Origin of the sequence: Promicromonospora soli (genome assembly GCF_014653785.1) — a bacterium.
In the GTDB taxonomy this organism is placed as follows: domain Bacteria; phylum Actinomycetota; class Actinomycetes; order Actinomycetales; family Cellulomonadaceae; genus Promicromonospora; species Promicromonospora soli.
Genome location: NZ_BNAS01000004.1, coordinates 193,046 through 215,499, shown reverse-complemented (window position 1 = coordinate 215,499; position 22,454 = coordinate 193,046). Strand labels below are relative to the sequence as shown.

Sequence of the window (22,454 nt, the reverse complement as noted above, 5' to 3'; positions counted from 1 at the left end):
TCTGTGCACAGGTGAGCCCGCGAGCGCCGTCGGACGGCCCTGCCGTGACCAAGGCTGGTCATGGAGGTGGACGCGATGGCGAAGAAAGACGGCGTGGGCCGGTACGGCGAGCGGGTTGCGCTGCGGCACGTGGAGGCGCGTGGCTGGCAGGTGCTCGACACCAACTGGCGCGGCAAGGACGGGGAGCTCGACATCGTCGCCCTCGACGGCGACGTGCTCGTGGTGGTCGAGGTCAAGACCCGGTCGAGCCTGGGGTTCGGACATCCGGCGGAGGCGGTCACGCCACGCAAGCTGGCGCGCATCAAACGGCTGACGGGGCAGTGGCTCACCGTCTTCCGGGAACGCCCCGCCGCGGCGCGGCTGCAGGAGGGCGCGGCGCCGGGCAGCCAGGCGCCGGTACTGCCCGAGACCCGCCCGCGCTTCGGCGCGATCCGTATCGACGTGGTCGCGGTGACGCTGCAGGAGCAGGGGCGCGCAGTCGTCGAGCACCTCGAGTCGGTGGCCTGATGGGTATCGCGACCACGCGGGCGGTGTCGCTCGTCGGGATGCAGGGGCACGTGGTGGAGGTGCAGGCGCACCTCGCAGCGTCGGTCCCGGGGTTCACGCTGGTGGGGCTGCCGGACGCCGCCCTGAGCGAGTCACGTGACCGGGTGCGGGCAGCGGTGACGTCCACGGGGCTGCACTGGCCCGTCAAGAAGATCACCGTGAACTTGTCGCCCGCGTCGCTGCGCAAGCAGGGCAGCGCGTACGACCTGGCCATCGCCGTGGCGATCCTCGCGGGAGCGGAGGGGCCGTCGTCCGCCGGGCTGAGCAGGGTGGGGCTCGACCGGGTGGTGCACCTGGGCGAGCTCGGGCTCGACGGGCGCATCCAGCCGGTGCGCGGGGTGCTGCCGACCGTTGCAGCGGCCGTCGACGCGGGTTATCCGGACGTCGTCGTGGCGGCCGGGGACCTCGACGAGGCGCGGCTGGTGCCGGGTGCCCGGGTCGTGGGCGCGGCGAGCCTGGCCGAGGTGGTGGCCCTGCACGGCGGGCCGCCGGAGCTGGTGCGTGAGGTGGTGGCCGTGCGGCCCACCCGCTCCGCGCTGTCCGCTCGCCTGCCGGGCGACCTGGCCGACGTCGTGGGGCAGGAGCGGCCTCGCGCAGCCCTTGAGGTGGCGGCCGCCGGCGGCCACCACCTGCTGCTCGTCGGCCCGCCGGGCGCGGGCAAGACCATGCTGGCCTCCCGCCTGCCGGGGATCCTCCCCGACCTCACCGACCGGGAGGCTGTCGAGGTCACGGCCGTGCACTCGGTGGCGGGCACGTTCGACCCGGGCGGGGGACTGATCCGTCGGCCGCCGTTCGAGGACCCGCACCACACCGCGACGCAGGCGGCGGTGGTGGGCGGCGGATCCGGCATCCCGCGCCCGGGTGCGGTGTCGCGGGCGCACCGCGGAGTGCTCTTCCTGGACGAGGCGCCAGAGTTCGGGAGCAAGGTGCTGGAGACCCTTCGGCAGCCGCTGGAGCAGGGCGAGCTGGTGATCCACCGGTCGGGCGGCGCGGCGCGCTACCCGGCTCGGTTCCAGCTCGTCCTGGCGGCCAACCCGTGCCCGTGCGGGCTCGCCATCGGCAAGGGGCTGGAGTGCACATGCTCACCCACGGTGCGGCGCCGGTACTTCGCGCGGCTGTCGGGGCCGCTGCTGGACAGGGTGGACGTGCAGGTCGAGGTGCATCCCGTCGACCGGGTCGAGCGGGTGGAGGGCACGTCCGAGCCGACGTCGTCCGTTGCCGCCCGGGTGCTCGCCGCGCGGGAGGCCGCACGGGCTCGGCTGGCCGACACGCCCTGGTCCACCAACGCGGAGATGCCGGGGCGGTTCCTGCGTGACCTGCTCAGGCCGCACCCCGGCCTGCTCGCTCCGATCGAGACCGCCCTGACCGCGGGGACGCTGAGCCTGCGCGGCGTGGACCGGGTGCTGCGGATGGCCTGGACCATCGCCGACCTCGCGGGGCGCGCGGCCCCCACGGTGTCCGACGTCGGGAATGCGCGGCTGCTGCGCACGGGAGGCGACCATGGCTGAGCCGCTCTTCGAGCTGCCACGTACGGGGCTGCGGTTCGACACCCGCGACCCGGTGCTGGCGCGGGCTGCGTGGAGCCGGATCGCCGAGCCCGGTGATCCCGTGGCCGGCGCCCTGGTGGGGCATCTCGGGCCCGTCGACGCGCTCGACTGGCTGGTCGACGCCGCCCGGGATCCCGAGCGGTCCGGCGCCGCGCTCCGGCGGATCGGTGGTGGCGGCCTGCTGGGGGCGGGTGCCGATCCGGGTGCGGGCTCGGCGCATGGCACGGGTGCGGGCCCGGCGTCGGGTGAGGGTGCGGCTTCGGGCGCGAACTGGGCCCCGGCCCGCCCGACCGACGCGCCGGGGCGGCTGCTCGGGCCGGTCGGCGAGGGCCCGCCGGTGTCCGGGACACGCGCCGCCGGGCTGGTCGCCGCGGCCGTGCGGCGCTGGGCGCCCCGGCTCGAGCGCCTCGATCCCGAGGGCGAGCTCGCCGTGCTCGGCCGGTACGGCGGCACCTTTCTGGCACCGGACGACCCCCGCTGGCCGACGGCTCTCAGCGGCCTCGGCGCCACCGCGCCCCTGGCGCTGTGGGTGCGCGGTGACCCCGACCTGGCCCGGCTGGCGGCGCGCTCGGCGTCGCTGGTCGGATCGCGTGCCTGCACCGAGTACGGCATCCGCGTGACGCGCAACCTGGCGTGCGGCCTGGCCGACCGCGGGTTCACGGTGGTCTCGGGCGGCGCCAACGGGATCGATGCGGAGGCGCACCGCGGCGCGCTGGTGTCCGGGTCGCCGACCGTGGCGTTCCTGGCGGGGGGCGTCGACCGGCTGTACCCCGCGAGCAATACCTACCTGCTGCTGCGCGCCATCGAGCAGGGCGCCGTGGTGAGCGAGGCGCCTCCCGGTTCGGCGCCGGGCAAGCAGCGGTTCCTCAAGCGGAACCGGCTCATCGCCGCGCTCACGGCAGGCACGGTGGTGGTCGAGGCGTCGCTGCGCTCCGGCGCGCTCTCCACGGCCAACCATGCGGCGGCCCTGCTGCGCCCGCTGGGTGCGGTGCCGGGGCCGGTCACGTCGATGGCGTCCGCGGGCTGTCACGAGCTGCTGCGTCGCGGCGCCGCCGTGTGCGTCACCGACGCCGCCGAGGCCGCCGAGCTGGTCGGGCACGTGGGGGAGTCGGCACCGGAGCGGCGAGGCGAGACGCGGCCGGGCGATGACCTCGACGCCGCGGGCAAGGCGGTGCTCGACGCCCTGCCCGTGCGGAGGCCGGCGCACGAACGCTCGATCGCTCGTGTCGCGGGGCTCGCGCTCGGCGAGGCGACCGGGGCGCTCGGGCTGCTGGAGCTGATGGGCCTGGCCGAGCGGAAGGACGGTGGCTGGCGCAGGCGCTGAACGGGCGGCGCGCCTTCTTCACCCTGCGGCGGGCGAGCTGCACACTGGCAAACGTGGACCTTACCGACCTGTCCGGCTTGCCTCGACTGCCCGAGCAGCTTTCCGACGCCGTGTCCCGGTTCGCCAGCTACCTGCACGCCCAGCGCGGGCACTCCGCTCACACTCGGCGCGCCTACGTAGCGGACGTGACCGATCTCCTCCGGTACGCGACGCGGCATGGCAGCACGCGTCTCGACGCCATCGACCTCACGCTGCTGCGTGGGTGGCTCGCGTCCCAGTCGGACCGGGGGCTCGCGCGCTCCACGCTCGCCCGCCGTGGCGCCTCCGCGCGCGCGTTCCTGCGCTGGGCGCACCGCACGGGGCTGGTGCCCGTGGACCCCTCGGCCCGCCTCGCGAGCCCGAAGGTGCCGCGCACCCTGCCCACCGTGCTCGACGTGGACGCGGCCAGCCGTCTGCTCGACGGCGCGCGGGCCGCCGCGGACGACGCCGACGAGGCGGCACGGCCGGCGGCCCTGCGTTCGTGGGTCGCCGCGGAGCTGCTGTACGGCGCGGGGATCCGCGTGGGTGAGCTGGTATCCGTCGACGTCGGGCACGTGGACTCCCGGGACCGGCTCGTGCGGGTGCTCGGCAAGGGCGGCAAGGAGCGGGTGGTGCCGTTCGGCATCCCGGCCGCGCGTTCCGTGGACGCCTGGCTGGCCGACGGACGGCCCGTGCTGGCCACGGCCACGACCGGCGACGCGTTTCTCGTGGGGGAGCGCGGCGGACGCTGGGGCCAGCGCCAGGTGCGCGAGGCCGTGCACCGCCTCGCGGCCCAGGCGGGCGTCGACGACGTCGCGCCGCACGCCCTGCGCCACTCCGCCGCTACCCACCTGCTGCAGGGCGGCTCCGACCTGCGCGCGGTGCAGGAGGTGCTGGGCCACGCGAACCTCGCGACCACCCAGCGCTACACCCACGTGGACGCCGAGCGGCTGCGCAGCGTCTACGCCCAGGCCTTCCCGCGCGCCTGAGCTCAGCGGTCGGGGAGCAGCACGATCGTCGGGCGGTCCAGCAGGGACAGCGGGTCGATGTAGCGCTCGCCCCGTCGCACACCCCAGTGCACGCACGAGCTGGGCGCGCAGTGGTTCGGCGTCGTGCCATCTCCACCGCTGCCGCCCGCAGGCCCGCTCTCGACGACGCCGATCGCCGTACCCGCGGTGACTGCCATCCCGACCGGCACGGACGCCGCGACCGGCTCCAGGCTCGACCGCAGGCCGTCCGGGTGGGTGACCACCACGACCCCGCGCCGCGCGACCTGTCCGGCGAACGTCACGACACCGGCGCCAGGAGCCAGCACGCGCGAGCCCGCAGGCGCGGTCAGGTCCACACCGCGATGTCCGGCTCCCCACTCGTGCTCCGGCGGATCGAACCGGCGCTCGACGCCGGACGGCGGGTCCGCACCGGGCACCGGCGGCACGTAACCGGTCGGCTCTGTGCCGGGTTGCGGAGCATCGGCCCGCGAGACGCCCGCCCGGGGAGCGTCGACCGGGCCCACCCGGGAGTCGTCGGCCGGCGCGCGCGTGCGGTCGATGCTCGCGGGGATGGCGACGTCCGGCCCCGAGCGCAGTGCGGCGGCAGGCCCGGTCGCCGTGAGGGCGATCAGGGCGACGGTGCACAGCACCGTCAGGGCAACGGTGCGGGTTCGACCACACGCTCGACGGCGGGTTCGACCAGTGATGCGCGCTCGACCGCCGGTTCGATCGCGGGCACCGGGGCGGGCACGGCCGGCGGAGCAGCTCGGAAGTGTCGTCATCCCGTGAGCATCACCCGGGTGGCCGCGCCGGAGCGGGCGGCGGAGGCCCGCCTGTGCACAAGCAGGCTCGAGCCCTCCCTGTGGTCGTGCTCGCCGCCTGCTGGCGCCGTCGCGAGGGTCGTTCCGGCGGCGCGAGGAATTACAGAGCTGCGCCCCGGATCAAGGTCTCCGCGGGAGCGCGGGACGTCACAGTTGCCGCACTGCACTCGGGTCATCGTTGCGGGGGCCGGTCGGGTAGACTTCCACCCGCGACCGGCATGCTCTCCTCGTCTGGCAGACGAGCAGTCCACCGGCAGGGAGAACCCGGTCGACAACGCGCGTCACATCAAGTCGCGTCCGGCAGCGGTCCGGCCCACAGGGTCGGCGTCGGGCAAGGCGTGGCGCCAGGGGCACCAACATCGGTGCCGACCTCAACCGAACCCGCGGTCCAGGGCGTCAGCCTGGGGCCGCCCTGAAATGCGTGCGGAGCACCCGAGTCGATCTCGGCCGCACCGAAAGGACGTGTCATGGCCGTCGTGTCCATGCGCCAGCTCCTCGAGAGCGGTGTCCACTTCGGACACCAGACCCGCCGTTGGAACCCGAAGATGAAGCGCTTCATCTTCACGGAGCGCAACGGCATCTACATCGTCGACCTGCAGCAGTCGCTGCACTTCATCGACAGCGCCTACGACTTCGTCAAGGAGACGGTCGCCCACGGCGGCTCGATCCTCTTCGTCGGCACCAAGAAGCAGGCACAGGAGCCCGTGGCCGAGCAGGCCGCCCGCGTCGGGATGCCCTACGTGAACCACCGCTGGCTCGGTGGCATGCTCACGAACTTCACCACGGTGCACAAGCGCCTGCAGCGGATGAAGGAGCTCGAGGAGATCGACTTCGACGACGTGGCCGCCTCGGGCCTCACGAAGAAGGAGCTCCTGGTCCTGCGCCGCGAGAAGGACAAGCTCGCGCGCACGCTCGGCGGTATCCGTGACATGGCCAAGGTTCCCTCGGCCGTCTGGATCGTCGACACGAACAAGGAGCACCTCGCGGTGGACGAGGCCCGCAAGCTGGGCATCCCCGTCGTGGCGATCCTCGACACCAACTGCGACCCCGACATGGTCGACTACGCGATCCCGGGCAACGACGACGCGATCCGCTCTGTCACGCTGCTCACCCGCGTGATCGCGGACGCCGCCGCCGAGGGCCTCATGCAGCGCCACTCGGGTGGCAAGACCGGTGCCGAGGCCGAGGCCGCCGCCGAGCCGCTCGCCGAGTGGGAGCGCGAGCTCCTGGCCGGCGAGACCACCGAGGGCACGGTCGACGCTCCGGCTGAGGCCACCGGGGACACCGTCTCCGAGGCCGCTGTCGAGGCTGCTCAGGCCGCCACCCCGGCTGCTCCCGCCGAGGTCGTGGAGGCCGTCGAGGCCGCCGAGGCCGCTCCGGCCGCCGCCCCCGAGGTCACCGAGGCTGCCGCTGAGGTCGCCCCGGAGGCCGCCGAGGCCGAGACCGAGAAGTGACGCGCTGCGTCGGCCGGGTCCGCTTCATCCGGACCCGGTCGGCGCTCCGCTCCTGAAGGTCGCACGACCTCCCACGAACAACACGACTGCACGGAGGACCAGAACAATGGCGAACTACACCGCCGCTGACATCAAGGCGCTGCGTGAGCGGACCGGCGCCGGCATGCTCGACGTCAAGAAGGCCCTCGACGAGGCCGACGGCAACGCCGAGAAGGCCATCGAGATCATCCGCACCAAGGGCCTGGCCCGCGCCGCCAAGCGCGAGGGCAACGCCACGTCCGAGGGCCTCGTGGCCGTCAAGGTCGAGGACACCGCGGCCGGCCAGGTCGCCACGATGATCGAGCTGAACGCCGAGACCGACTTCGTCGTCAAGAACGAGAAGTTCATCGCGCTGGCCGACGCCGTCCTCGAGGCCGTGGCTGCCGCCGGTGCCACCGACGAGGTTGCGGCCGCGGCCGCCGCCGCCGCTGAGGGCACCGTCGCCGAGCTCATCGCCGTTCAGGGCGCAACGCTGGGCGAGAAGCTCGTCCTGCGCCGCGTCGCGCGCGTCGAGGGCCCCAAGGTCACGACCTACCTCCACAAGACGGCCAAGGACCTGCCGCCGTCGATCGGTGTCCTCGTCGTCACCGACGAGGCCGGTGCGGCCGTCGCCAAGGACGTCGCGCAGCACATCGCGGCGATGGCCCCGAAGTACCTCACGCGTGAGGACGTACCGGCGGACGTCGTCGAGAAGGAGCGTGCGATCGCTCTGGAGACCTCGAAGAACGAGGGCAAGCCGGAGGCCGCGCTGCCCAAGATCGTCGAGGGTCGCCTGAACGGCTTCTTCAAGGAGGTCGTTCTCATCGACCAGCCGCTGGCCAAGGACCCGAAGACCACGGTCGGCAAGCACGTCGCCGCCGTGAACGGATCCCTGACCGCGTTCGTGCGTTTCCGCGTCGGTTCCTGACGCAGCTCGGTCGGCCCGGTCCGCGCTTCGGCGCGGGCCGGGCCGACGCATACGCGGGCCGGTCCCGTCGACGGGGACGGCTCGCAGGCCACGCTCCTGAATGGAGCGCGGCGACTTCGATATCTTCGGTGCGGTGTAGAGCCGGGTGGGCTCCACCTCGCACCAGGGGTCTCGAGGTCGTCCCGGACGCCTCTGCCCGGCGCGGAGGTGCGTTGCCCGCGAGTCGGGCAGTATTCCGGGAGGGCCAGTGTCCGACAGTGACGACCGAAGGGTGACGAACCAGTGAGCGACGAGGCGACCCAGAACTTCGCGGTGGACATGGATGGCAAGCCGGCCCGGCGGGTGCTCCTGAAGCTGTCGGGCGAGGCGTTCGGCGGCGGCAGCGTAGGGCTCGACGCCGACGTCGTCCGGCGTATAGCGAAGGAGATCGGCGTGGCCGTCCGCGACGGCGTGCAGGTCGCGATCGTCGTCGGCGGCGGGAACTTCTTCCGCGGCGCCGAGCTGAGCGTGGCCGGGATGGACCGCGCCCGCGCGGACTACATGGGCATGCTGGGCACGGTCATGAACTGCCTGGCCCTCCAGGACTTCCTGGAGCAGGCCGGCGTCAAGACGCGCGTGCAGACCGCCATCACGATGGGCCAGGTCGCCGAGCCGTACATCCCGCTGCGCGCGATCCGGCACATGGAGAAGGGCCGCGTGGTCATCTTCGGCGCGGGCGCAGGCATGCCGTACTTCTCCACCGACACCGTCTCGGTGCAGCGCGCCCTGGAGACGCACTGCGAGCAGGTGGTCATGGGCAAGAACGGCGTCGACGGCGTGTACGACTCCGACCCCCGCCGCAACCCTGACGCGAAGAAGCTCGACCACCTGACCTACACCGACGCCCTCGTGAACCGGCTCGGCGTCATGGACGACACGGCGCTGGCCATGTGCCGCGACAACGACGTCCAGATGCGAGTCTTCGGCATGGAGGGCGAGGGCAATGTCACCCGTGCGCTGGCCGGCGAGCCGATCGGCACGCTGATCACCACACGCTAACCACGTGCGGACGGGCGAGTCCCGGCAAACGCGCGATCCTTTCGGTAGCCGGGCAAACTGTCCGTAGAGTGGCCCCGGCACCACCCGTAGACGAACGACAGGAGCAGTGGTGATCGACGAGACCCTCCTCGAAGCCGAGGAAAAGATGGAGAAGGCGATCGAGGTCGCCAAGGAGGACTTCGCGGGTATCCGCACCGGTCGCGCGAACGCTGGGATGTTCAGCAAGATCACGGTCGACTACTACGGCGCGCCCACGCCGCTGCAGCAGCTGGCGTCGTTCAACATCCCGGATGCCCGCACGGTGATGGTGGCCCCGTTCGACAAGACCTCGCTGCCTGCCGTCGAGAAGGCGCTGCGCGACTCGGACCTGGGCGTGAACCCGGCGACCGACGGCAACGTCGTCCGCGTGGTGCTGCCCTCCCTCACGGAGGAGCGCCGTCGCGACTATGTGAAGCTCGCCAAGACTAAGGCCGAGGAGGCGCGCGTCTCCGTGCGCAACATCCGGCGCAAGGCCAAGGAAGAGCTGGACCGCATCGTCAAGGACGGTGAGGCCGGCGAGGACGAGGTCACGCGCGCCGAGAAGGAGCTGGACAAGCTCACCAAGAGCCACGTCGACGTCATCGACCAGTTGCTCTCCAGCAAGGAGAGCGAGCTGCTCGAGGTCTGATGTCCGCACCGCCTCGAGACAGAACTGAGCGAGATAATGCGCACGTCGTCGTGAGCCCTGAGTCCGCACCTACCCCGCAAGCGTCGCGCGCGGGCCGCAACCTGCCCGCCGCGATTCTCGTCGGTCTCGGGCTGCTCGGCATCGTCGGGGCGTCGTTGTACTGGCGGCCCGAGCCGTTCGTCCTGTTCGTGGTCGCCCTCATGTGGGCGGGCCTCTGGGAGCTGCGCCAGGCGTTCGCGCGCCGCGACCTGCACCTGCCCATGGTCCCGCTGTTCGTGGGGGCCGCCGGCATGGTCGTCTCGGCATACCGGGGCGGCCCGGAGGCGCTGTTCGTCGCCTTCGTGCTGACGGTCGCCGCCGCCGTGGTGTGGAGGGCGCTCGACGGCTCCGGCCTGGGCGCCGTGCGGGACTCCGCCGCGGCCGTCTTCGCCGGCGCGTACCTCCCGTTCATGGCCGGCTTCGTGGTGCTGATGCTGGCGCAGCCCGACGGCGAGATCCGCGTGGTGCTGTTCATCCTCCTGGCGGTCGCCAACGACACCGGCGGCTACGTCGCCGGCGTGATGCTGGGCCGGCACCCGCTGGCGCCGACAGTGAGCCCCAAGAAGTCGTGGGAGGGCCTGGCCGGCTCGATAGTGCTGGCCACGGCGGTGGGCGTGCTCGGAGCGGTGTACGGGCTGGGAGAGAGCCCGGTGCTCGGCATCGCGCTCGGGGTCATGACCGCCGTCACTGCAACTGTGGGCGATCTCGCTGAATCGCTGCTCAAGCGTGACCTAGAATTGAAGGACATGGGCTCATTGCTCCCGGGGCACGGGGGCGTGCTGGACCGTCTCGACTCGATGCTGATCACAGCGCCCTTCGTCTATCTCGTGCTCTCGGTGGTTGCCTGATGAAAACGTCCCTCGCCCAGCCGACCGTCCGGCCCTCGGACGAGACCCCTGCGATTCCGCTGCAGATGGCGCCCAAGCGCCGCGGCAAGCCGCCGAGGCACTTCGCCGACCTCACGCCCGAGGAGCGGGTGGCCTCCGTGATCGAGGCGGGGGAGCCGGCGTTCCGCGCCAAGCAGCTCGCCACGCACTACTTCACGCACTACACGAGCGACGCGGCGAAGATGACGGACCTCCCGGCGAAGTCCCGGGAGAACCTCGCGGCCACGATGTTCCCGGAGCTGATCCGCCCCACGCGCAAGCTGGAGGCCGACGGCGGCACCACCGTCAAGACCCTGTGGCACCTGTTCGACGACGCCAAGGTCGAGTCGGTGCTGATGCGCTACCCGAACCGCACCACGCTCTGCGTCTCGAGCCAGGCCGGCTGCGGTATGGCGTGCCCGTTCTGTGCCACGGGCCAGCTGGGGCTGACGCGCAACCTGTCGACGGCGGAGATCCTGGAGCAGGTCCGCGCGGCGTTCCGCTCGCTGGCCGACGGCGAGATCCCCGGCGGCGTCACCCGGCTGAACAACCTGGTGTTCATGGGTATGGGTGAGCCGCTGGCCAACTACAAGGCAGTGATGGAGACGGTGCGGGCCCTGGTGGCGCCGCAGCCGGAGGGCCTCGGCATGTCGGCCCGCAACATCACGGTCTCCACGGTGGGCCTGGTCCCGGCCATGCAGAAGCTCACCAAGGAGGGCATCCCGGTGACGCTCGCGGTGTCGCTGCACGCGCCCGACGACGACCTGCGCTCCGAGCTGGTGCCGATCAACACCCGCTGGAGCGTGGACGAGACGCTGGACACCGCGCGGAACTACTTCGAGGTGACGGGGCGTCGTGTGTCCATCGAGTACGCCTTGATCAAGGACATGAACGACCACGCGTGGCGCGCTGACCTGCTGGGCGAGAAGCTCAACGCGCGCGGCCGCGGATGGGTGCACGTGAACCCGATCCCGCTCAACCCGACCCCCGGATCGATCTGGACTGCGAGCGATCGTGAGGTGGAGGACGAGTTTGTGGCACGATTGCGCGGTCACGGGATCCCGACCACCATCCGTGACACCCGCGGCAGCGACATCGACGGGGCATGCGGGCAGCTGGCGGCTGAGGAGGACGACGAGTGAGTGGGATGTTCAACAGCGTTCCCGCGATGCGCACCGGGTACGACAAGGACGAGGTCGACGAGTTCTTCGAGCACGCCCGGCAGGCATACGAGGGACGCACTGCGGACCGGCTGACGAGTGCCGACATCCAGGCCTCGACATTCGACCTGACCCGTGGCGGGTACAACACCCACGAGGTCGACGCGGCGCTCGACCGGCTGGAGGCGGCGTTCATCGCCCGGCAGCGTGCGGAGTACGCGGCCGCGCACGGCCAGCAGGCCTGGATGAACGCGCTCGCCGAGCGTGCGCGTTCGCTTTACGGGCGGCTGGGCCGGCCCGACGGCGAGAAGTTCGCACCCGCCGACCGCGGCGCCCAGGGTTACGACAAGGACGACGTCGACGACCTGTGCGACCGGCTGATCGGGTACTTCGACCGTCAGGAGCCGCTGACCGCGGGCGACATCCGGTCGGCCACGTTCGGCCGGGCCCGCGGTGCCGACGCCTACGACGAGGCCTCGGTGGACGCGTTCCTGAGCCGTGCGGTGGAGGTCCTGCTCGGGGTGGAGTGACCCCGTGCCGAAGTAGATGGCGAGATAGAACTGTGGCCGAGGTGATGATCATCGCCTCGGCCACAGTTCTATCTCGCCACAGTTCTACTTCGGCCCAGCAGGTCGGAGGCCCAGCCGGTCAGACGGCGACCGCGGGCTCTCGTTCCTCGCGCAGCAGCACCTCGTGCTGGGTAGCCGTCAGGAAGCTGCGGATAGCGTCCCGGCTCCGGGTGAGGCAGTCGATGCGCGCCTGCACGCCCACCAGCTCCGTGGCGAGCTGCTCGGCGACCTCGCGCGGGCAGGTCGGCTGCTTGCGCGCCGCGGCGTCCTCGGTGTCGAGGAGGACCTTGACCAGCCGGGTCGGGATGCCCGCCTGGACCAGGCCGGCCACGCGCGAGACCCGCTCCACGTGCGCCTCGGTGTATGTGCGGTAGCCGTTGGGCGCACGGTCCGCCTCGAGCAGCTCCTGCTGCTCGTAGTACCGGATGAGACGGGTGGTCACACCCGTTCGCGTGGCGAGCTCACCGATCTTCATGGACTACCTCCGAGCAGGGCTTGACATTGACACTGGTGTCAAACTTTAGCGTTGCCGACATGGAGACAACAGGCAATTCCCCAGCAGCAGGGTTGGTCGTCGAACCGCCTTCAGGCACCCGCTTGGGAGCACCGCCCGCGGACGTCCTGCCGTGGCCCTCGCTGCTCGTGCTCGGCGCCGGGACGCTGCTCATGGTCACCGCCGAGATGCTTCCCACTGCTGTGCTCGAACAGATGAGCACCGGCCTCGGCGTCGCCGAGTCGAGCACCGGCCTGCTCGTCTCGATGTGGGCGGCGGTCGTCGTGGTCCTGAGCTTCCCGCTCGTCCGGCTGACGCACCGGTGGGACCGCCGCGCGGTGATCGCCGGCGGGCTGGCCGTCCTGGCGCTGTCGTCCGCGCTCACGGCCCTCGCCCCGACGTTCCCGGTGGCGGCCGGCGCGCGGGTCCTTGGCGCGTCCGCCGTCGGGCTGCTGTGGGCGACCACGAATGCGCACGTCGCCGACCTGGTCTCCGACCGCCTGCTCGGGCGCGCGATCGCCGTCGTCCTGGGCGGGGCGACCCTCGGGATGGTGGTGGGCACGCCGCTGGCGCGGCTCGTGGCGGACGCCGCCGGCTGGCGGGCCGCCTTCTGGGCCCTCGCGGCCCTGAGCCTCCTGGGTGCGGTAGTGGTCAGGCTGGTCGTCGCCCGCGCTGTCGGGACCGGCGGCACGACGGCGGACGGCGCTTCGCCCGACGCGGGAGGCGCCGCCCTCGCGCCGCAGCGGGGGATGGGACGGCTCCTGGCGGTGACCGGGCTCGTCGCGCTCGTCCTGGTGGGCCACTACGGCGCCTACACGTACGTCACCCGCCTGACGGAGGCGCCCGCGCAGGCCCTGCCGGGCGGCATGGGTTCCCTGCTGCTGGTGTTCGGGCTCGCGTCGGCCGTGGGGGTCGCGCTGGCGGGCCGGCTCGGCGACCGGAGCGGCCCCGCCCTCGTGGTGAGCGTGGCCGCGACCGCGCTGACCGTGCTGGGCCTCGGCGTCGTGGATGCCGGCCCGGTGGTCGGGATCGCCGTGGTCGTGGCGTGGGGCGTCGTTTCGGGCGGGATGCCGCCCTTCGCGCAGACTCTGATCCTGCGCCTGGCCGGACCCGAGCGCCGCTCGTTCGCGGGCGCGCTGATCCCCGTGCTGTTCAACGGCGGCATCGCGGTCGGGGCAGCGCTGGCGTCGCTCGTCGTGGCGCGGTCGGGCGTGTCGGCCCTGCCGGCGCTGGGGGCCGTGGTGGTCGGCGTGGCCGCGGTGGGCCTGGTCCTGGCTGTCCGGCGCGGACAGCCCGCCGCGTGGTGCATGATCGGGGGAGCATCCGGCAGCGATGACAAGCGATGACGAGCAGATGACGAGCAAGGAGAACCACGTGTCCGAGTTCCTGGCCGACCAGCCCGGCAAGCACGACCTCGACGGCGACGGCATCACTGACGTCGAGGTCGCAGACACCGACGGCGACGGCGTGGTGGACGCCCAGTTCGAGGACTACGACGCCGACGGCGTCCCCGACGTCGAGCTGTACGACACCGATGGTGACGGGCGGCCCGACGTCGTCCTGGAGAACGCCGGCGGAACGCGGACGATCTCCGTGGATACCGACGGCGACGGCGAGGACGACGCGGTCGACTCGTTCCCGGCCTAGACCTGGACCGGAGCCTGCACGGGCCGGCCGTAGACCAGCCGGCGCAGCGCCACCTCGGCCGGGCCGCGGCGGCCCGTGCGCTCCTGCCAGACCGCGAACGCCACGGTGGCTCCCCAGACGACCACCGCGTACAGCAGCATCGTCCACGAGCTGAGGTGCTCGCCGAGGCCGAGCCCCCACGCGGTGAGGATGGGTGCGCACAGCACCGACTGCAGCAGGTAGGAGGTCAGCGACCGCTTGCCGACCGCCTGGACGGCGCCGACGAAGGGCCCGTCCGTGGTGAGCAGGTTGCGCGACGGCGCGCCGCTGCGGCGTAGCGCCACCCGGTGGCCCAGCAGCCCGAACAGCGCGACGTAGCCCAGGCCGCCGAAGAAGCCGGTCAGGACCTGCACGGGGATGAAGACCCAGGCGGCGTGGTCGGGCACGATGGCGACGCCCACGTGGTCGAGCGCGGAAGGCAGCGGGCCGAGCCAGCCGATCGTGATGCCGACCACCGCGACGCGGCGCAGCAGCGGCAGGTGCTCGCCCGGGTTCTCCAGGATGCGGCGGCGGCCGGCCCAGAACGCGAGCAGCAGCATCATCGGGACCACGAGCATGAGCACGCCCTGCGCGACCGTGCCGAGCGCCCACCAGCTCAGGCGCTCGCCGATCGAGTCGAGGTACGACGTCGCCGACATCGAGTCGGTCGTCTGGGCGAAGTCGGCCGCGATCGACTGGGCCAGGGCGTCGTCCGCGGGGAGCTGCGCCACGAACCACGCGCCGATCACCGCGAACACCACGCCGATCGTCAGCAGCCCGCCGAACACCCATGTCCACACGATCAGGGTGACGTCCTTGGCCTTGAAGAAGAGCCACACCATGAGCAGGCCGGCCAGGCCGTACGCGCCGAGCACGTCGCCCATCCAGAGCAGGGCCGCATGGACGAACCCGAACACCAGGAGCAGGGCGTTCCGCCTCTGCAGAAGCTTGCGGGCGGCGTCCTCCGGGGTCCCGGAGGAGACCTGGCGGTTGTAGAGCTGCATCATCCCGTAGCCGAACAGGAACGCGAACATGGGGTAGGTCCGCATGTCCACGAGAGTGATGATGAGGAAGTCCGCCACCTTGTCGACCGCCGAGCCGTCGACGGGGTGCGACGACCCGTAGTTCATCTCGCGGCCCCACAGGTAGTAGGGCGTGTTCGCGACGGCGATCAGGAGGAGCATGAGGCCGCGCGCGAGGTCGGGTGCGGGCGAACGCTCCGAGGCCTGGACGGGTCCCCGGGTCAGGGCTGTGGTGGACATGGTTACATCTCAGCAGGCCGGCGGCCTGGCCGCGAGGAAAGCCGCGCCGCCGGAGGCCTGGGCCCAGGAGTACGGCGCATACCGGACCGATCGCCCGTTCTGGTAGTTTCGTCGCACCGTGGACAGGAGGAACGAGTGAGCACGGACGCACTGCCGGAGCAGGCACAGGTGGCTCAGGTCACCGCAGCAGGGGAGGCGACACCGGAGCTGGCGCCGCAGGCGGCGGTCGACGTCGCAGAGCGGGCCGAGACCCCGGAGCAGGACGAGACCCCGGAGCGCGAGGAGAACCTCGAGACGCGCACCGTGGCCAGGCTGCACGAGCTGGTGGTCTCGGGCGCGGAGAAGCTGCCCGGCGAGACCGGCAGCACTGTGTCGCGGCTGGCCGTGGCGCTGCTGTCGTTCGGCAGCCAGGCCGCCGCGAAGGACCAGGACAAGCCGACCACCAAGCTCATGGGCGAGGCCGTCGAGCTGTACCGCAGCCTCGACGACGACGACCCGGGCAAGCAGCGCGCAGCCCTGGAGCACGCGCTGGAGACGGTCACGACGTCGGTGATCGGCGGCAAGGAGCGCTCGCAGGTGCTCGAGGTCGCCGAGGAGGCGATGAGCCTGTGGGCCAAGCTGCGCGGGACGTCGTCGGACCTCGCCAAGACCGACGCCGCCGCCTCGATGCGCTCGCTCTCCAGCGTGCTGCGCAAGGAGGGCCGCGACGACGAGGCGGACGAGACGGAGAACGAGGCCAAGCGCCTGGAGGCGTAAGCCCTCCGTACCCCCTTGTTGTGGGCGCGATCGTTGCGATAACACGCCCGTTTTAGGCGCAACGATCACGCCCACAACAAAGCATTCAGGGAGAGCAGGCCGGGTTCTCGCCGAGCGTCACTCCGTCGGGCATGTCGTCGGCGGTCGGCTGCCGCCCCGCCATGGCGCAGGCCCGGGCGATCATCTGGTCGTCCGAGAAGGTCCACCCCGTGGTGACGCCATGGTTCTGGACCACGAGAAGCTGGCCGTCGCCCGCATGCACGTCGCTCGCCGCGGCCTCGCCGCCTGGCGAGTACAGCCGCGTCGCCAGCTCGCCGACCTTCTGACCGGTGTCGATGTCGAAGAACGCCAGCGCCCGGCCCTGGTTCCGCGCCACGAGGTTCGGCCCCGGCAGCACCGCCATCACGTCCCCGTACGTGCCGGCGAGGTCGAGCGCCTCGGGGCCCGACGCCGCGGAGACCGTGCGCAGGCGCACCTTCGAGTCCAGGCCGAGCGTGACGAGCTGGTCCGGTACCGGCCGGTGCTCTGCGTCGTTGTGCGCGCCGATCATGTGCACCTGCGCCACGCTGCTGCCGCGCACCGTCCAGACTTCCGTCTCGCCCCGGGCCGCGGCGTCGAGGTCGGCGACCCGGAGCGAGAAGTCGCGGGGCGCGACAGCGACCCGGCTCCCGTCGTCGGACACCGCCACCCGGCCGGGCTCCGCCCACGCGGAGCCGAGCCGGGGCGTGCTGCCCAGCGGGCCGGGCACGTACAAGGCCCGTTCCTGGAGGCCGGCGTCGAGCAGGTGGAGGCCGGAGCACGCGTCGACCAGCAGGATGCCGTCCTGCGTGCGCTGGGCGCTCATGATCGTGGCGCAGGCCGGGTCGCCCCGATCGAGGCCGGGTACGAGGTCGCGGAACCCGGCCTCGTAGCCGGCCACCGTCCCGCCCTGGGTCCGGTACGCATTGCCGTCGGGGGTGATGAGCAGAAGCCGGTTCGGGTCGAGCCACACCGGCAGCAGCGGCCGGCCGGCGTCCGCGCTGTCGGGCGGGAGGGATACCGTGCCGAGGCCGTGGATCATGACCGTGCCGTCCGACCAGGATGCCGCGGTGCTCGCCGGCCGCGTCGGCTCGCCCCGGAACGTGGCCAGGACCGCAGTCGGGCCGGGTCTCGACAGGCTCGGCCCCCGAGCGGCCTCCGCCGCGCCCGCCGCGCTCGGCAGCGGCATGTCGCCGTGCGTGCCGGCCGTGGTCCACAGCGCAATGCGGCCCTCCGACGCCGCCGCTACCCGGTCGACACCGACCAGCACCGGCGGGCCGGGCCGCCGGATGCCCGACAGGTGCCAGGTGCGGTGCTGGTCGGTGCCGCCGGAGATCTCGCACGCGATCAGCCCGTTGTCCGTGGCGACCAGGGCGCGGGTGGTGGCGTCGTCGATCGCCACGACCTCCGGGTTCGACCAGGCGCGCGGGACCGGGCAGTCCGCCGAGCGCGCCGAGCCGTCGGCCCAGTGGTGCACGGTCACCGTGGTGCCGCCGGCACCGGAGGTCAGGGTCGCCCAGTCGCGTAGCGACGGCGACGGGACGCCGCCCTCGGGCAGGTCGACCGGTCCGGGTCTGCTCAGCCGCAGGGTGTCGAGACTGCGGATCTCGAGGGTGCCAGCCGCGGCGTCCGCCACGGCGAGCGTGCGGCTGGATCCGACCGCGAGCGACGTGACGGCGAGCTCCGTGTCCGCCGTGCTGCCGAACTCCAGACGCCGCTCGTCGGACTCCAGGTCGGCGAGGTCCCGGCCCACGAGGCCGATGCTGCCGATCCGGTTCTTCCCGGTCCCGGCGTCGTACCACGCGATGAACAGCGTCTCGCCGTCGGGCGTGAGCGCGACCGCCGACGTGCCCGGTAGGTCGAGATGCGTCTGCCGGCTGGTGCTGCCCTCGGGCAGCGGCCCGAACCGGCCGACCGTCACGCCGAGGTCGTCCACCGCGGCGACCACCGTGCCGTCCGAGCTCCCGGCCACGACGGGTCCGGTGTGCTCGGACCCGGTGACGGTGCCGAACGGGGTGCGGTCCCCGCGCAGGACGGTGGGCGCCCCGTCGTCGGGGTTCCACCGCACGAAGTCGCCGGTGTCGGTACGGCCGACGATGCCGGTGGTGGTCGGGGCGACGTCGGCGAGCTCGGTCTCCTCGGGCACGTCCACGGTGCGCAGCAGGTACGGGTCCGCGGGCTCGTTCGCCGTGACCGCGTTGAACAGCGCCGTGCGGGTCTGCCCGTCCCGGAGCCGGCCGACCGCCTCGACCGCCAGCAGCTGCGCGGTCGCGGGATCGTCCTGGTGCACGACGTGCGACGTCGCCCCGAGCAGGTGCGCGGCATTCGCGTTCACGGCGTCGTTCGCGCGGTCCGCCTCCCGCAAGGCGTAAGCGAACGCGCCGACGGCCAGGAGCAGTATCGCCCCGAGGACCACGCTCACCAGACGGCTGCGCAGGCCCGCCGAGCTCTGGCGGGCGATGTGGGCGCTGAGGATCTCCTCGGTGCTGGCATCGGGGCCGCGCAGCGGGGTGACGAGCTCGGCGAGCGCCGTCGCCCGGTCCGGGTGGTGCCGCCAGGACCGACGGCGCTGGCGCAGCCGCGTCAGGTCGGTCCACTTGGGCTCGTGGTCGATCCGCTGGGCGAGCGGCGCGGGCAGCGCGGTGGTGCTGATGGTGTCGATCCTGTTCGCCGTCTGGTCCCAGACGATCTTGCCGCTGGTCAGCGCCACCAGGAGGGTCTCGGGCTCGCGGTGGTCGAGCCACCACGCCACCTCCTTGGCCACGTAGTGGGAGCTGGCGGCGCCCTCCGAGGCGAACAGGATGAGGTAGCTCGAACGCTCGAGCTTGCGCTCGATCGCGTCCCACAGGCTGGGGTTGTTCGCCAGGCCGGTCCGGTCCAGAAAGATGTTCAGGTCGGGGACGCCGTCGCGCTTGTCGAAGTCGAGGAGCTGCGCGTGGAAGGCGGGCGCGAACTCGCCGTCGGAGTCGCGGCTGTACGAGAGGAAGCCGTCGTACCGGGCGCCGCGCGGCACCGCGTGCGCGCTGTTTGGGGGTAACAGACTGGCGGGTAGCAGGCCGGCGGGCAGTTTGGTGGGTAGCAGGGAGCGGACTCTCCGGTCGGTCATCCTCGCTTCCGCAGCCTTTCCTCGGCGAATGTTGCGGACCCGGAGAAATATATCCCCCGGTGTGTAGTGTCGCCGCAGGTCATGACGGTCGGTCGGGGCCGGGTCGGTCGGGTCGACGAGGAGGGCAATGAGATGACGGCACCGGAGCTGGTCCTCCCCAGCGGCGGACCCCGGCGGCTGCGGGTGCGCCGGTCGTGGGTACGCGCCGGCTTCACCGCGCTGTTCGGCGTGGCGTTCGGGCTCGGGCTGTGGGGCTTCTGGCTCTACCGGACCTCCCCGGACTTCGTCTGGGGCACCACCGGGTGGGACCTGGTCTACTACTCGGTCCAGCTCTTCGTGCTCGGCGCCGAGGCCACGAACGAGGGCGGCGACCTGCCCTGGCAGCTCCAGGCCGCGCGCTTCCTCGCCCCGGTCGCCACCGGCTACGCCGTGTTCGAGGCGGTGCGGTCGCTGTTCGCCGACCAGTTCGTGCTCATGCGCACGCGCCGGATGCGCGGGCACGCGATAGTCGTCGGCCGCACGCCCGAGGCCGACCTCATCGCCGGGGCGCTCGCGGCACGGGGCGCGCTCGTCGCGCGCACCGCCACGGGCGACGCCGAGTCGCTGCGCAGCGCCGGCGTGTCCGGCGCCGCCGTGCTCTACGCCTGCGAGGCCGAGGACGACGAGCCCGGCGTCAACGCGCTCACCGTGGCCGTGGCCAAGCGCGCGGACCGGGACCCAGCCCTGTCCGGCCTGCGGCTCAACGCGCACGTCAGCGACCCGGAGCTCGCTCTCGCGCTGCAGGCGCGGCACCTCAGCCACCCGCAGCCCGGCGTCGACTTCTTCACTCTCGGCGAGCTCGTCGCCCGGTCCCTCGCGCGCCGCGACCACACGATCGCCCGCGGCGACGCCCCGCACGTCTCGATAGTCGGGCACGGCACGTTCGGCCGGGCGCTGGTCGTGGCGTTCGCGCGCCTGCGAAGCGTCGAGATCGCGTCCGGCGGCGAACCGCTCACGGTGACCCTGGTCGGGCCGGGCTCGCGCGACGCCGCCGAGGCGCTGCGCGCCCGCTGGCCCAGCGTGCGCGCCGCGTGCCGGCTCGTCCCGGTGGAGACGTTCGCCGAGGTCCGCGACGTCGGCATCCCGCAGCGGGTCTACGTGTGCCACGACGACGACGGCGAGGCGCTCCGGCACGCCCTGCGCGACAGCGACCTCTGGCGCGCGAGCGGGGGCGCCGTCGTGCTGCGCCTCAACCGCCTGGCGGGCCTGGGCGGGCTGTTCGGCGTCCACGACGACGCGATCCTCGACGACCTCGGCGGGCGCCTCGACGTCGTCGAACCGGGGACGCTGCTGCGCAGGGCGACCGCGCCCGGCGTGCTGGTGCACGACGACGTCTACGACCTGATGGCCGTCTCGGCGCACCTGACCTACCTGCGCAACCAGCGCTCTCGCGGCGTCGCCTGGCAGAGCACGCCGGCCATGGTCTCGTGGGCCGACCTGTCCGAGGACCTGCGGGCCGCGAACCGCGCACAGGTGCGCGCCATCCCCGACCGGCTCCGCCAGATGGGCTGCACCGTCGTGCCCGCCGGCGACGCCGAGCACGGCCGGATCCCGGAGCCCGTGGTGGACGCGCGAGCCGTGGACGAGCACGAGCGGTGGATGGCGGAGAAGATCGCCGCCGGCTGGACCTACGGGCCCGAGCGGGACGACGTCCGCCGCCTGCACCCGGACCTGCGGCCCTGGGCGGACCTGTCCGAGCCGGACCGGGAGAAGGACCGCGCGGTGATCCGCGCGATCCCGGTGATCCTCGCGGACTTCGGCCTGCACGTGGTCCCGCTCGACGACAACGCCGGATGGGAGGCCGCGGGCGAACCCGTCCGAGACCCGCGCGGCGTGGTCCGGGGCTGGCGGGTGTTCGGCCGGGGCAGGGCCGAGCAGCCCGGCGAGGGCTGACAGGATGGGCCCATGCGAAGCGTCACCCTCCTCGGCTCCACCGGTTCCATCGGCACGCAGGCCATCGACGTCATCGGCCGCAACCCCGACCGCTTCCGCGTGGACGCCCTGTCCGCCGGGGGCTCGGACCTGCCCGCCCTAGCCCGGCAGGCGGCGTCGCTCGGCGTGCGCGCCGTCGCGGTGGCCGACGCCGCGGCGCGTCCCGCGCTGACCACCCTGCTGCACGAGGCAGGGGCCGTCGGCGTCGAGGTGCTCTCCGGGCCCGACGCCGCGACCGAGCTGGCCGGCCGGGGGAGCGACGTCGTGCTCAACGGCATCACCGGTTCGGTAGGCCTGCGCCCCACCCTGGCCGCGCTGGCGGCCGGCTCGACGCTGGCGCTCGCGAACAAGGAGTCGCTCGTGGTGGGCGGCGCCCTGGTCAAGGCCGCGGTGCGGCACGAGGGCCAGATCGTGCCCGTGGACTCTGAGCACTCGGCCATCGCGCAGTCGCTGCGCTCGGGGTCCGCGGCCGAGGTCCGTAGGCTCGTGGTGACCGCGAGCGGCGGGCCGTTCCGCGGCCGCTCACGCGCGGAGCTGCGGGACGTCACGCCCGCGCAGGCCCTGCGGCACCCCAACTTCTCGATGGGGCGCGTGGTCACCACCAACTCCGCGACCCTGGTGAACAAGGGCCTCGAGGTGATCGAGGCGCACCTGCTGTTCGACCTGCCGTTCAGCGCCATCGACGTCGTCGTGCACCCCCAGCAGATGATCCACTCCATGGTCGAGTTCGTCGACGGCTCCACCATCGCTCAGGCCGGGCCGCCGCGGATGCTCGTGCCGATCGCGCTCGGCCTGTCCTGGCCGGACCGCCTGCCCGACGTCGACGTGCCGATCGACTGGACCCAGGCCGCCACCTGGGAGTTCGCGCCCCTGGACGACGACGCCTTCCCCGCCGTCCGCCTGGCCCGGCAGGTGGGCGAGGCCGGCGGCACCCATCCGGCGGTCTACAACGCGGCGAACGAGGTCTGCGTGGACGCGTTCCACGACGGCCTCATCGGGTTCCTCGACATCGTGGACACCGTGGCCGCCGTGGTCGAGGAGCACGCGACGACGGGCGCGGGCGACGCGGGCTCGGTCGAGGGCGTCCTGGAGGCCGACGCCTGGGCTCGGACCCGCACCACGGACCTCCTCAAGTCCTGACCTCTTGGTTGTGGGCGCGATCGTTGCGCCTAAAGCGGGCACATAGTCGCAACGATCAC

The 22,454-nt window shown here is 72.7% G+C and carries 20 protein-coding genes; 16 read left to right on the top strand and 4 right to left on the bottom strand.

What is annotated here, in order from left to right:
- The first annotated feature begins 75 nt into the window (after window positions 1-75).
- From IE250_RS14100 to IE250_RS14085, 4 genes are read left to right on the top strand one after another with little or no spacing between them, the layout of a single operon-like run.
- On the top strand, window positions 76-507 hold the full coding sequence (locus tag IE250_RS14100; protein ID WP_189669917.1) for a YraN family protein: 432 nt from the start codon (window positions 76-78) through the stop codon (window positions 505-507).
- Window positions 507-2,054: a YifB family Mg chelatase-like AAA ATPase gene (locus IE250_RS14095; protein WP_189669916.1), complete on the top strand. Its 1,548-nt coding sequence runs from the start codon at window positions 507-509 to the stop codon at window positions 2,052-2,054. The genes IE250_RS14100 and IE250_RS14095 overlap by 1 nt, the downstream gene beginning before the upstream one ends.
- The gene (gene dprA / locus IE250_RS14090) at window positions 2,047-3,417 is read left to right on the top strand and encodes a DNA-processing protein DprA (protein ID WP_189669915.1); all 1,371 of its coding nucleotides are present in this window, start codon (window positions 2,047-2,049) and stop codon (window positions 3,415-3,417) included. The genes IE250_RS14095 and dprA overlap by 8 nt, the downstream gene beginning before the upstream one ends.
- Window positions 3,418-3,470: 53 nt before the next feature.
- Window positions 3,471-4,424 carry a tyrosine recombinase XerC gene (locus IE250_RS14085; RefSeq protein ID WP_229872459.1) on the top strand — a complete coding sequence of 318 codons (954 nt, stop codon included), beginning with the start codon at window positions 3,471-3,473 and terminating at the stop codon, window positions 4,422-4,424.
- Between the two features lie 2 nt (window positions 4,425-4,426).
- On the opposite strand, the gene IE250_RS14080 is transcribed toward IE250_RS14085, so the two are convergent.
- The gene (locus IE250_RS14080) at window positions 4,427-5,074 is read right to left on the bottom strand and encodes a M23 family metallopeptidase (protein WP_229872458.1); all 648 of its coding nucleotides are present in this window, start codon (window positions 5,072-5,074) and stop codon (window positions 4,427-4,429) included.
- Between the two features lie 638 nt (window positions 5,075-5,712).
- Between IE250_RS14080 and rpsB the strand changes: the two genes are divergently transcribed.
- The 7 genes from rpsB (at window position 5,713) to IE250_RS14045 (ending at window position 11,945) form a co-directional block, all read left to right on the top strand.
- Window positions 5,713-6,699 carry a 30S ribosomal protein S2 gene (rpsB, locus tag IE250_RS14075; RefSeq protein WP_189669914.1) on the top strand — a complete coding sequence of 329 codons (987 nt, stop codon included), beginning with the start codon at window positions 5,713-5,715 and terminating at the stop codon, window positions 6,697-6,699.
- Between the two features lie 106 nt (window positions 6,700-6,805).
- Window positions 6,806-7,645 carry a translation elongation factor Ts gene (gene tsf / locus IE250_RS14070; RefSeq protein ID WP_189669913.1) on the top strand — a complete coding sequence of 280 codons (840 nt, stop codon included), beginning with the start codon at window positions 6,806-6,808 and terminating at the stop codon, window positions 7,643-7,645.
- A gap of 318 nt (window positions 7,646-7,963) precedes the next feature.
- Window positions 7,964-8,683 (top strand): UMP kinase, encoded by a 720-nt coding sequence (pyrH, locus tag IE250_RS14065; protein WP_189670297.1) that lies wholly within the window; start codon window positions 7,964-7,966, stop codon window positions 8,681-8,683.
- A 109-nt stretch (window positions 8,684-8,792) separates the two neighbouring features.
- Window positions 8,793-9,350, top strand: a complete 558-nt coding sequence (frr, locus tag IE250_RS14060; protein ID WP_189669912.1) for a ribosome recycling factor — start codon at window positions 8,793-8,795, stop codon at window positions 9,348-9,350.
- A 50-nt stretch (window positions 9,351-9,400) separates the two neighbouring features.
- Window positions 9,401-10,237, top strand: coding sequence for a phosphatidate cytidylyltransferase (locus IE250_RS14055; RefSeq protein ID WP_189669911.1), 837 nt, complete (start codon window positions 9,401-9,403; stop codon window positions 10,235-10,237).
- The gene (rlmN, locus tag IE250_RS14050) at window positions 10,237-11,397 is read left to right on the top strand and encodes a dual-specificity RNA methyltransferase RlmN (protein ID WP_189669910.1); all 1,161 of its coding nucleotides are present in this window, start codon (window positions 10,237-10,239) and stop codon (window positions 11,395-11,397) included. Before IE250_RS14055 ends, rlmN begins: the two co-directional genes overlap by 1 nt.
- Before the next feature lie 5 nt (window positions 11,398-11,402).
- Window positions 11,403-11,945 (top strand): DivIVA domain-containing protein, encoded by a 543-nt coding sequence (locus tag IE250_RS14045; protein ID WP_189670296.1) that lies wholly within the window; start codon window positions 11,403-11,405, stop codon window positions 11,943-11,945.
- 118 nt (window positions 11,946-12,063) lie between these two features.
- Here IE250_RS14045 and IE250_RS14040 read toward each other — a convergent pair whose 3' ends face one another.
- On the bottom strand, window positions 12,064-12,459 hold the full coding sequence (locus IE250_RS14040; RefSeq protein WP_189669909.1) for a MerR family transcriptional regulator: 396 nt from the start codon (window positions 12,457-12,459) through the stop codon (window positions 12,064-12,066).
- A 122-nt stretch (window positions 12,460-12,581) separates the two neighbouring features.
- Here IE250_RS14040 and IE250_RS14035 point away from each other — a divergent pair, with 122 nt between their 5' ends.
- Together IE250_RS14035 and IE250_RS14030 are read left to right on the top strand one after the other, a co-directional pair.
- Window positions 12,582-13,823 carry an MFS transporter gene (locus IE250_RS14035; RefSeq protein WP_229872457.1) on the top strand — a complete coding sequence of 414 codons (1,242 nt, stop codon included), beginning with the start codon at window positions 12,582-12,584 and terminating at the stop codon, window positions 13,821-13,823.
- Window positions 13,810-14,124, top strand: coding sequence for a hypothetical protein (locus IE250_RS14030; protein ID WP_189669907.1), 315 nt, complete (start codon window positions 13,810-13,812; stop codon window positions 14,122-14,124). Before IE250_RS14035 ends, IE250_RS14030 begins: the two co-directional genes overlap by 14 nt.
- Here IE250_RS14030 and IE250_RS14025 read toward each other — a convergent pair.
- Window positions 14,121-15,404, bottom strand: a complete 1,284-nt coding sequence (locus IE250_RS14025) for a DUF418 domain-containing protein (protein ID WP_189669906.1) — start codon at window positions 15,402-15,404, stop codon at window positions 14,121-14,123. The two genes, IE250_RS14030 and IE250_RS14025, sit on opposite strands and share 4 nt — an antisense overlap.
- Window positions 15,405-15,539: 135 nt before the next feature.
- Here IE250_RS14025 and IE250_RS14020 point away from each other — a divergent pair, with 135 nt between their 5' ends.
- Complete coding sequence (locus IE250_RS14020; protein ID WP_189669905.1) at window positions 15,540-16,160, top strand: hypothetical protein; 621 nt, start codon at window positions 15,540-15,542, stop codon at window positions 16,158-16,160.
- 85 nt (window positions 16,161-16,245) lie between these two features.
- Here IE250_RS14020 and IE250_RS14015 read toward each other — a convergent pair whose 3' ends face one another.
- Window positions 16,246-19,191 (bottom strand): TIR domain-containing protein, encoded by a 2,946-nt coding sequence (locus IE250_RS14015; protein ID WP_189669904.1) that lies wholly within the window; start codon window positions 19,189-19,191, stop codon window positions 16,246-16,248.
- A 225-nt stretch (window positions 19,192-19,416) separates the two neighbouring features.
- On the opposite strand from IE250_RS14015, the gene IE250_RS14010 reads away from it, so the two are divergent.
- Together IE250_RS14010 and dxr are read left to right on the top strand one after the other, a co-directional pair.
- A complete protein-coding gene (locus IE250_RS14010; protein WP_189669903.1) occupies window positions 19,417-21,216 on the top strand; it encodes a RyR domain-containing protein in 1,800 nt (599 codons plus the stop codon).
- Between the two features lie 12 nt (window positions 21,217-21,228).
- Window positions 21,229-22,395 carry a 1-deoxy-D-xylulose-5-phosphate reductoisomerase gene (gene dxr / locus IE250_RS14005; RefSeq protein ID WP_189669902.1) on the top strand — a complete coding sequence of 389 codons (1,167 nt, stop codon included), beginning with the start codon at window positions 21,229-21,231 and terminating at the stop codon, window positions 22,393-22,395.
- Window positions 22,396-22,454: the final 59 nt, after the last annotated feature.

What these genes read in the sequence shown, in the direction of transcription:
- IE250_RS14040 (WP_189669909.1), bottom strand. Translation starts at nt 12,459, where the DNA reads ATGAAGATCGGTGAGCTCGCCACGCGAACGGGTGTGACCACCCGTCTC.
- IE250_RS14045 (WP_189670296.1), top strand. Translation starts at nt 11,403, where the DNA reads ATGTTCAACAGCGTTCCCGCGATGCGCACCGGGTACGACAAGGACGAG.
- IE250_RS14025 (WP_189669906.1), bottom strand. Translation starts at nt 15,404, where the DNA reads ATGTCCACCACAGCCCTGACCCGGGGACCCGTCCAGGCCTCGGAGCGT.
- pyrH (WP_189670297.1), top strand. Translation starts at nt 7,964, where the DNA reads ATGGATGGCAAGCCGGCCCGGCGGGTGCTCCTGAAGCTGTCGGGCGAG.
- IE250_RS14100 (WP_189669917.1), top strand. Translation starts at nt 76, where the DNA reads ATGGCGAAGAAAGACGGCGTGGGCCGGTACGGCGAGCGGGTTGCGCTG.
- IE250_RS14030 (WP_189669907.1), top strand. Translation starts at nt 13,810, where the DNA reads ATGACAAGCGATGACGAGCAGATGACGAGCAAGGAGAACCACGTGTCC.
- rlmN (WP_189669910.1), top strand. Translation starts at nt 10,237, where the DNA reads ATGAAAACGTCCCTCGCCCAGCCGACCGTCCGGCCCTCGGACGAGACC.
- tsf (WP_189669913.1), top strand. Translation starts at nt 6,806, where the DNA reads ATGGCGAACTACACCGCCGCTGACATCAAGGCGCTGCGTGAGCGGACC.
- dprA (WP_189669915.1), top strand. Translation starts at nt 2,047, where the DNA reads ATGGCTGAGCCGCTCTTCGAGCTGCCACGTACGGGGCTGCGGTTCGAC.
- IE250_RS14010 (WP_189669903.1), top strand. Translation starts at nt 19,417, where the DNA reads ATGACGGCACCGGAGCTGGTCCTCCCCAGCGGCGGACCCCGGCGGCTG.
- rpsB (WP_189669914.1), top strand. Translation starts at nt 5,713, where the DNA reads ATGGCCGTCGTGTCCATGCGCCAGCTCCTCGAGAGCGGTGTCCACTTC.
- dxr (WP_189669902.1), top strand. Translation starts at nt 21,229, where the DNA reads ATGCGAAGCGTCACCCTCCTCGGCTCCACCGGTTCCATCGGCACGCAG.
- IE250_RS14095 (WP_189669916.1), top strand. Translation starts at nt 507, where the DNA reads ATGGGTATCGCGACCACGCGGGCGGTGTCGCTCGTCGGGATGCAGGGG.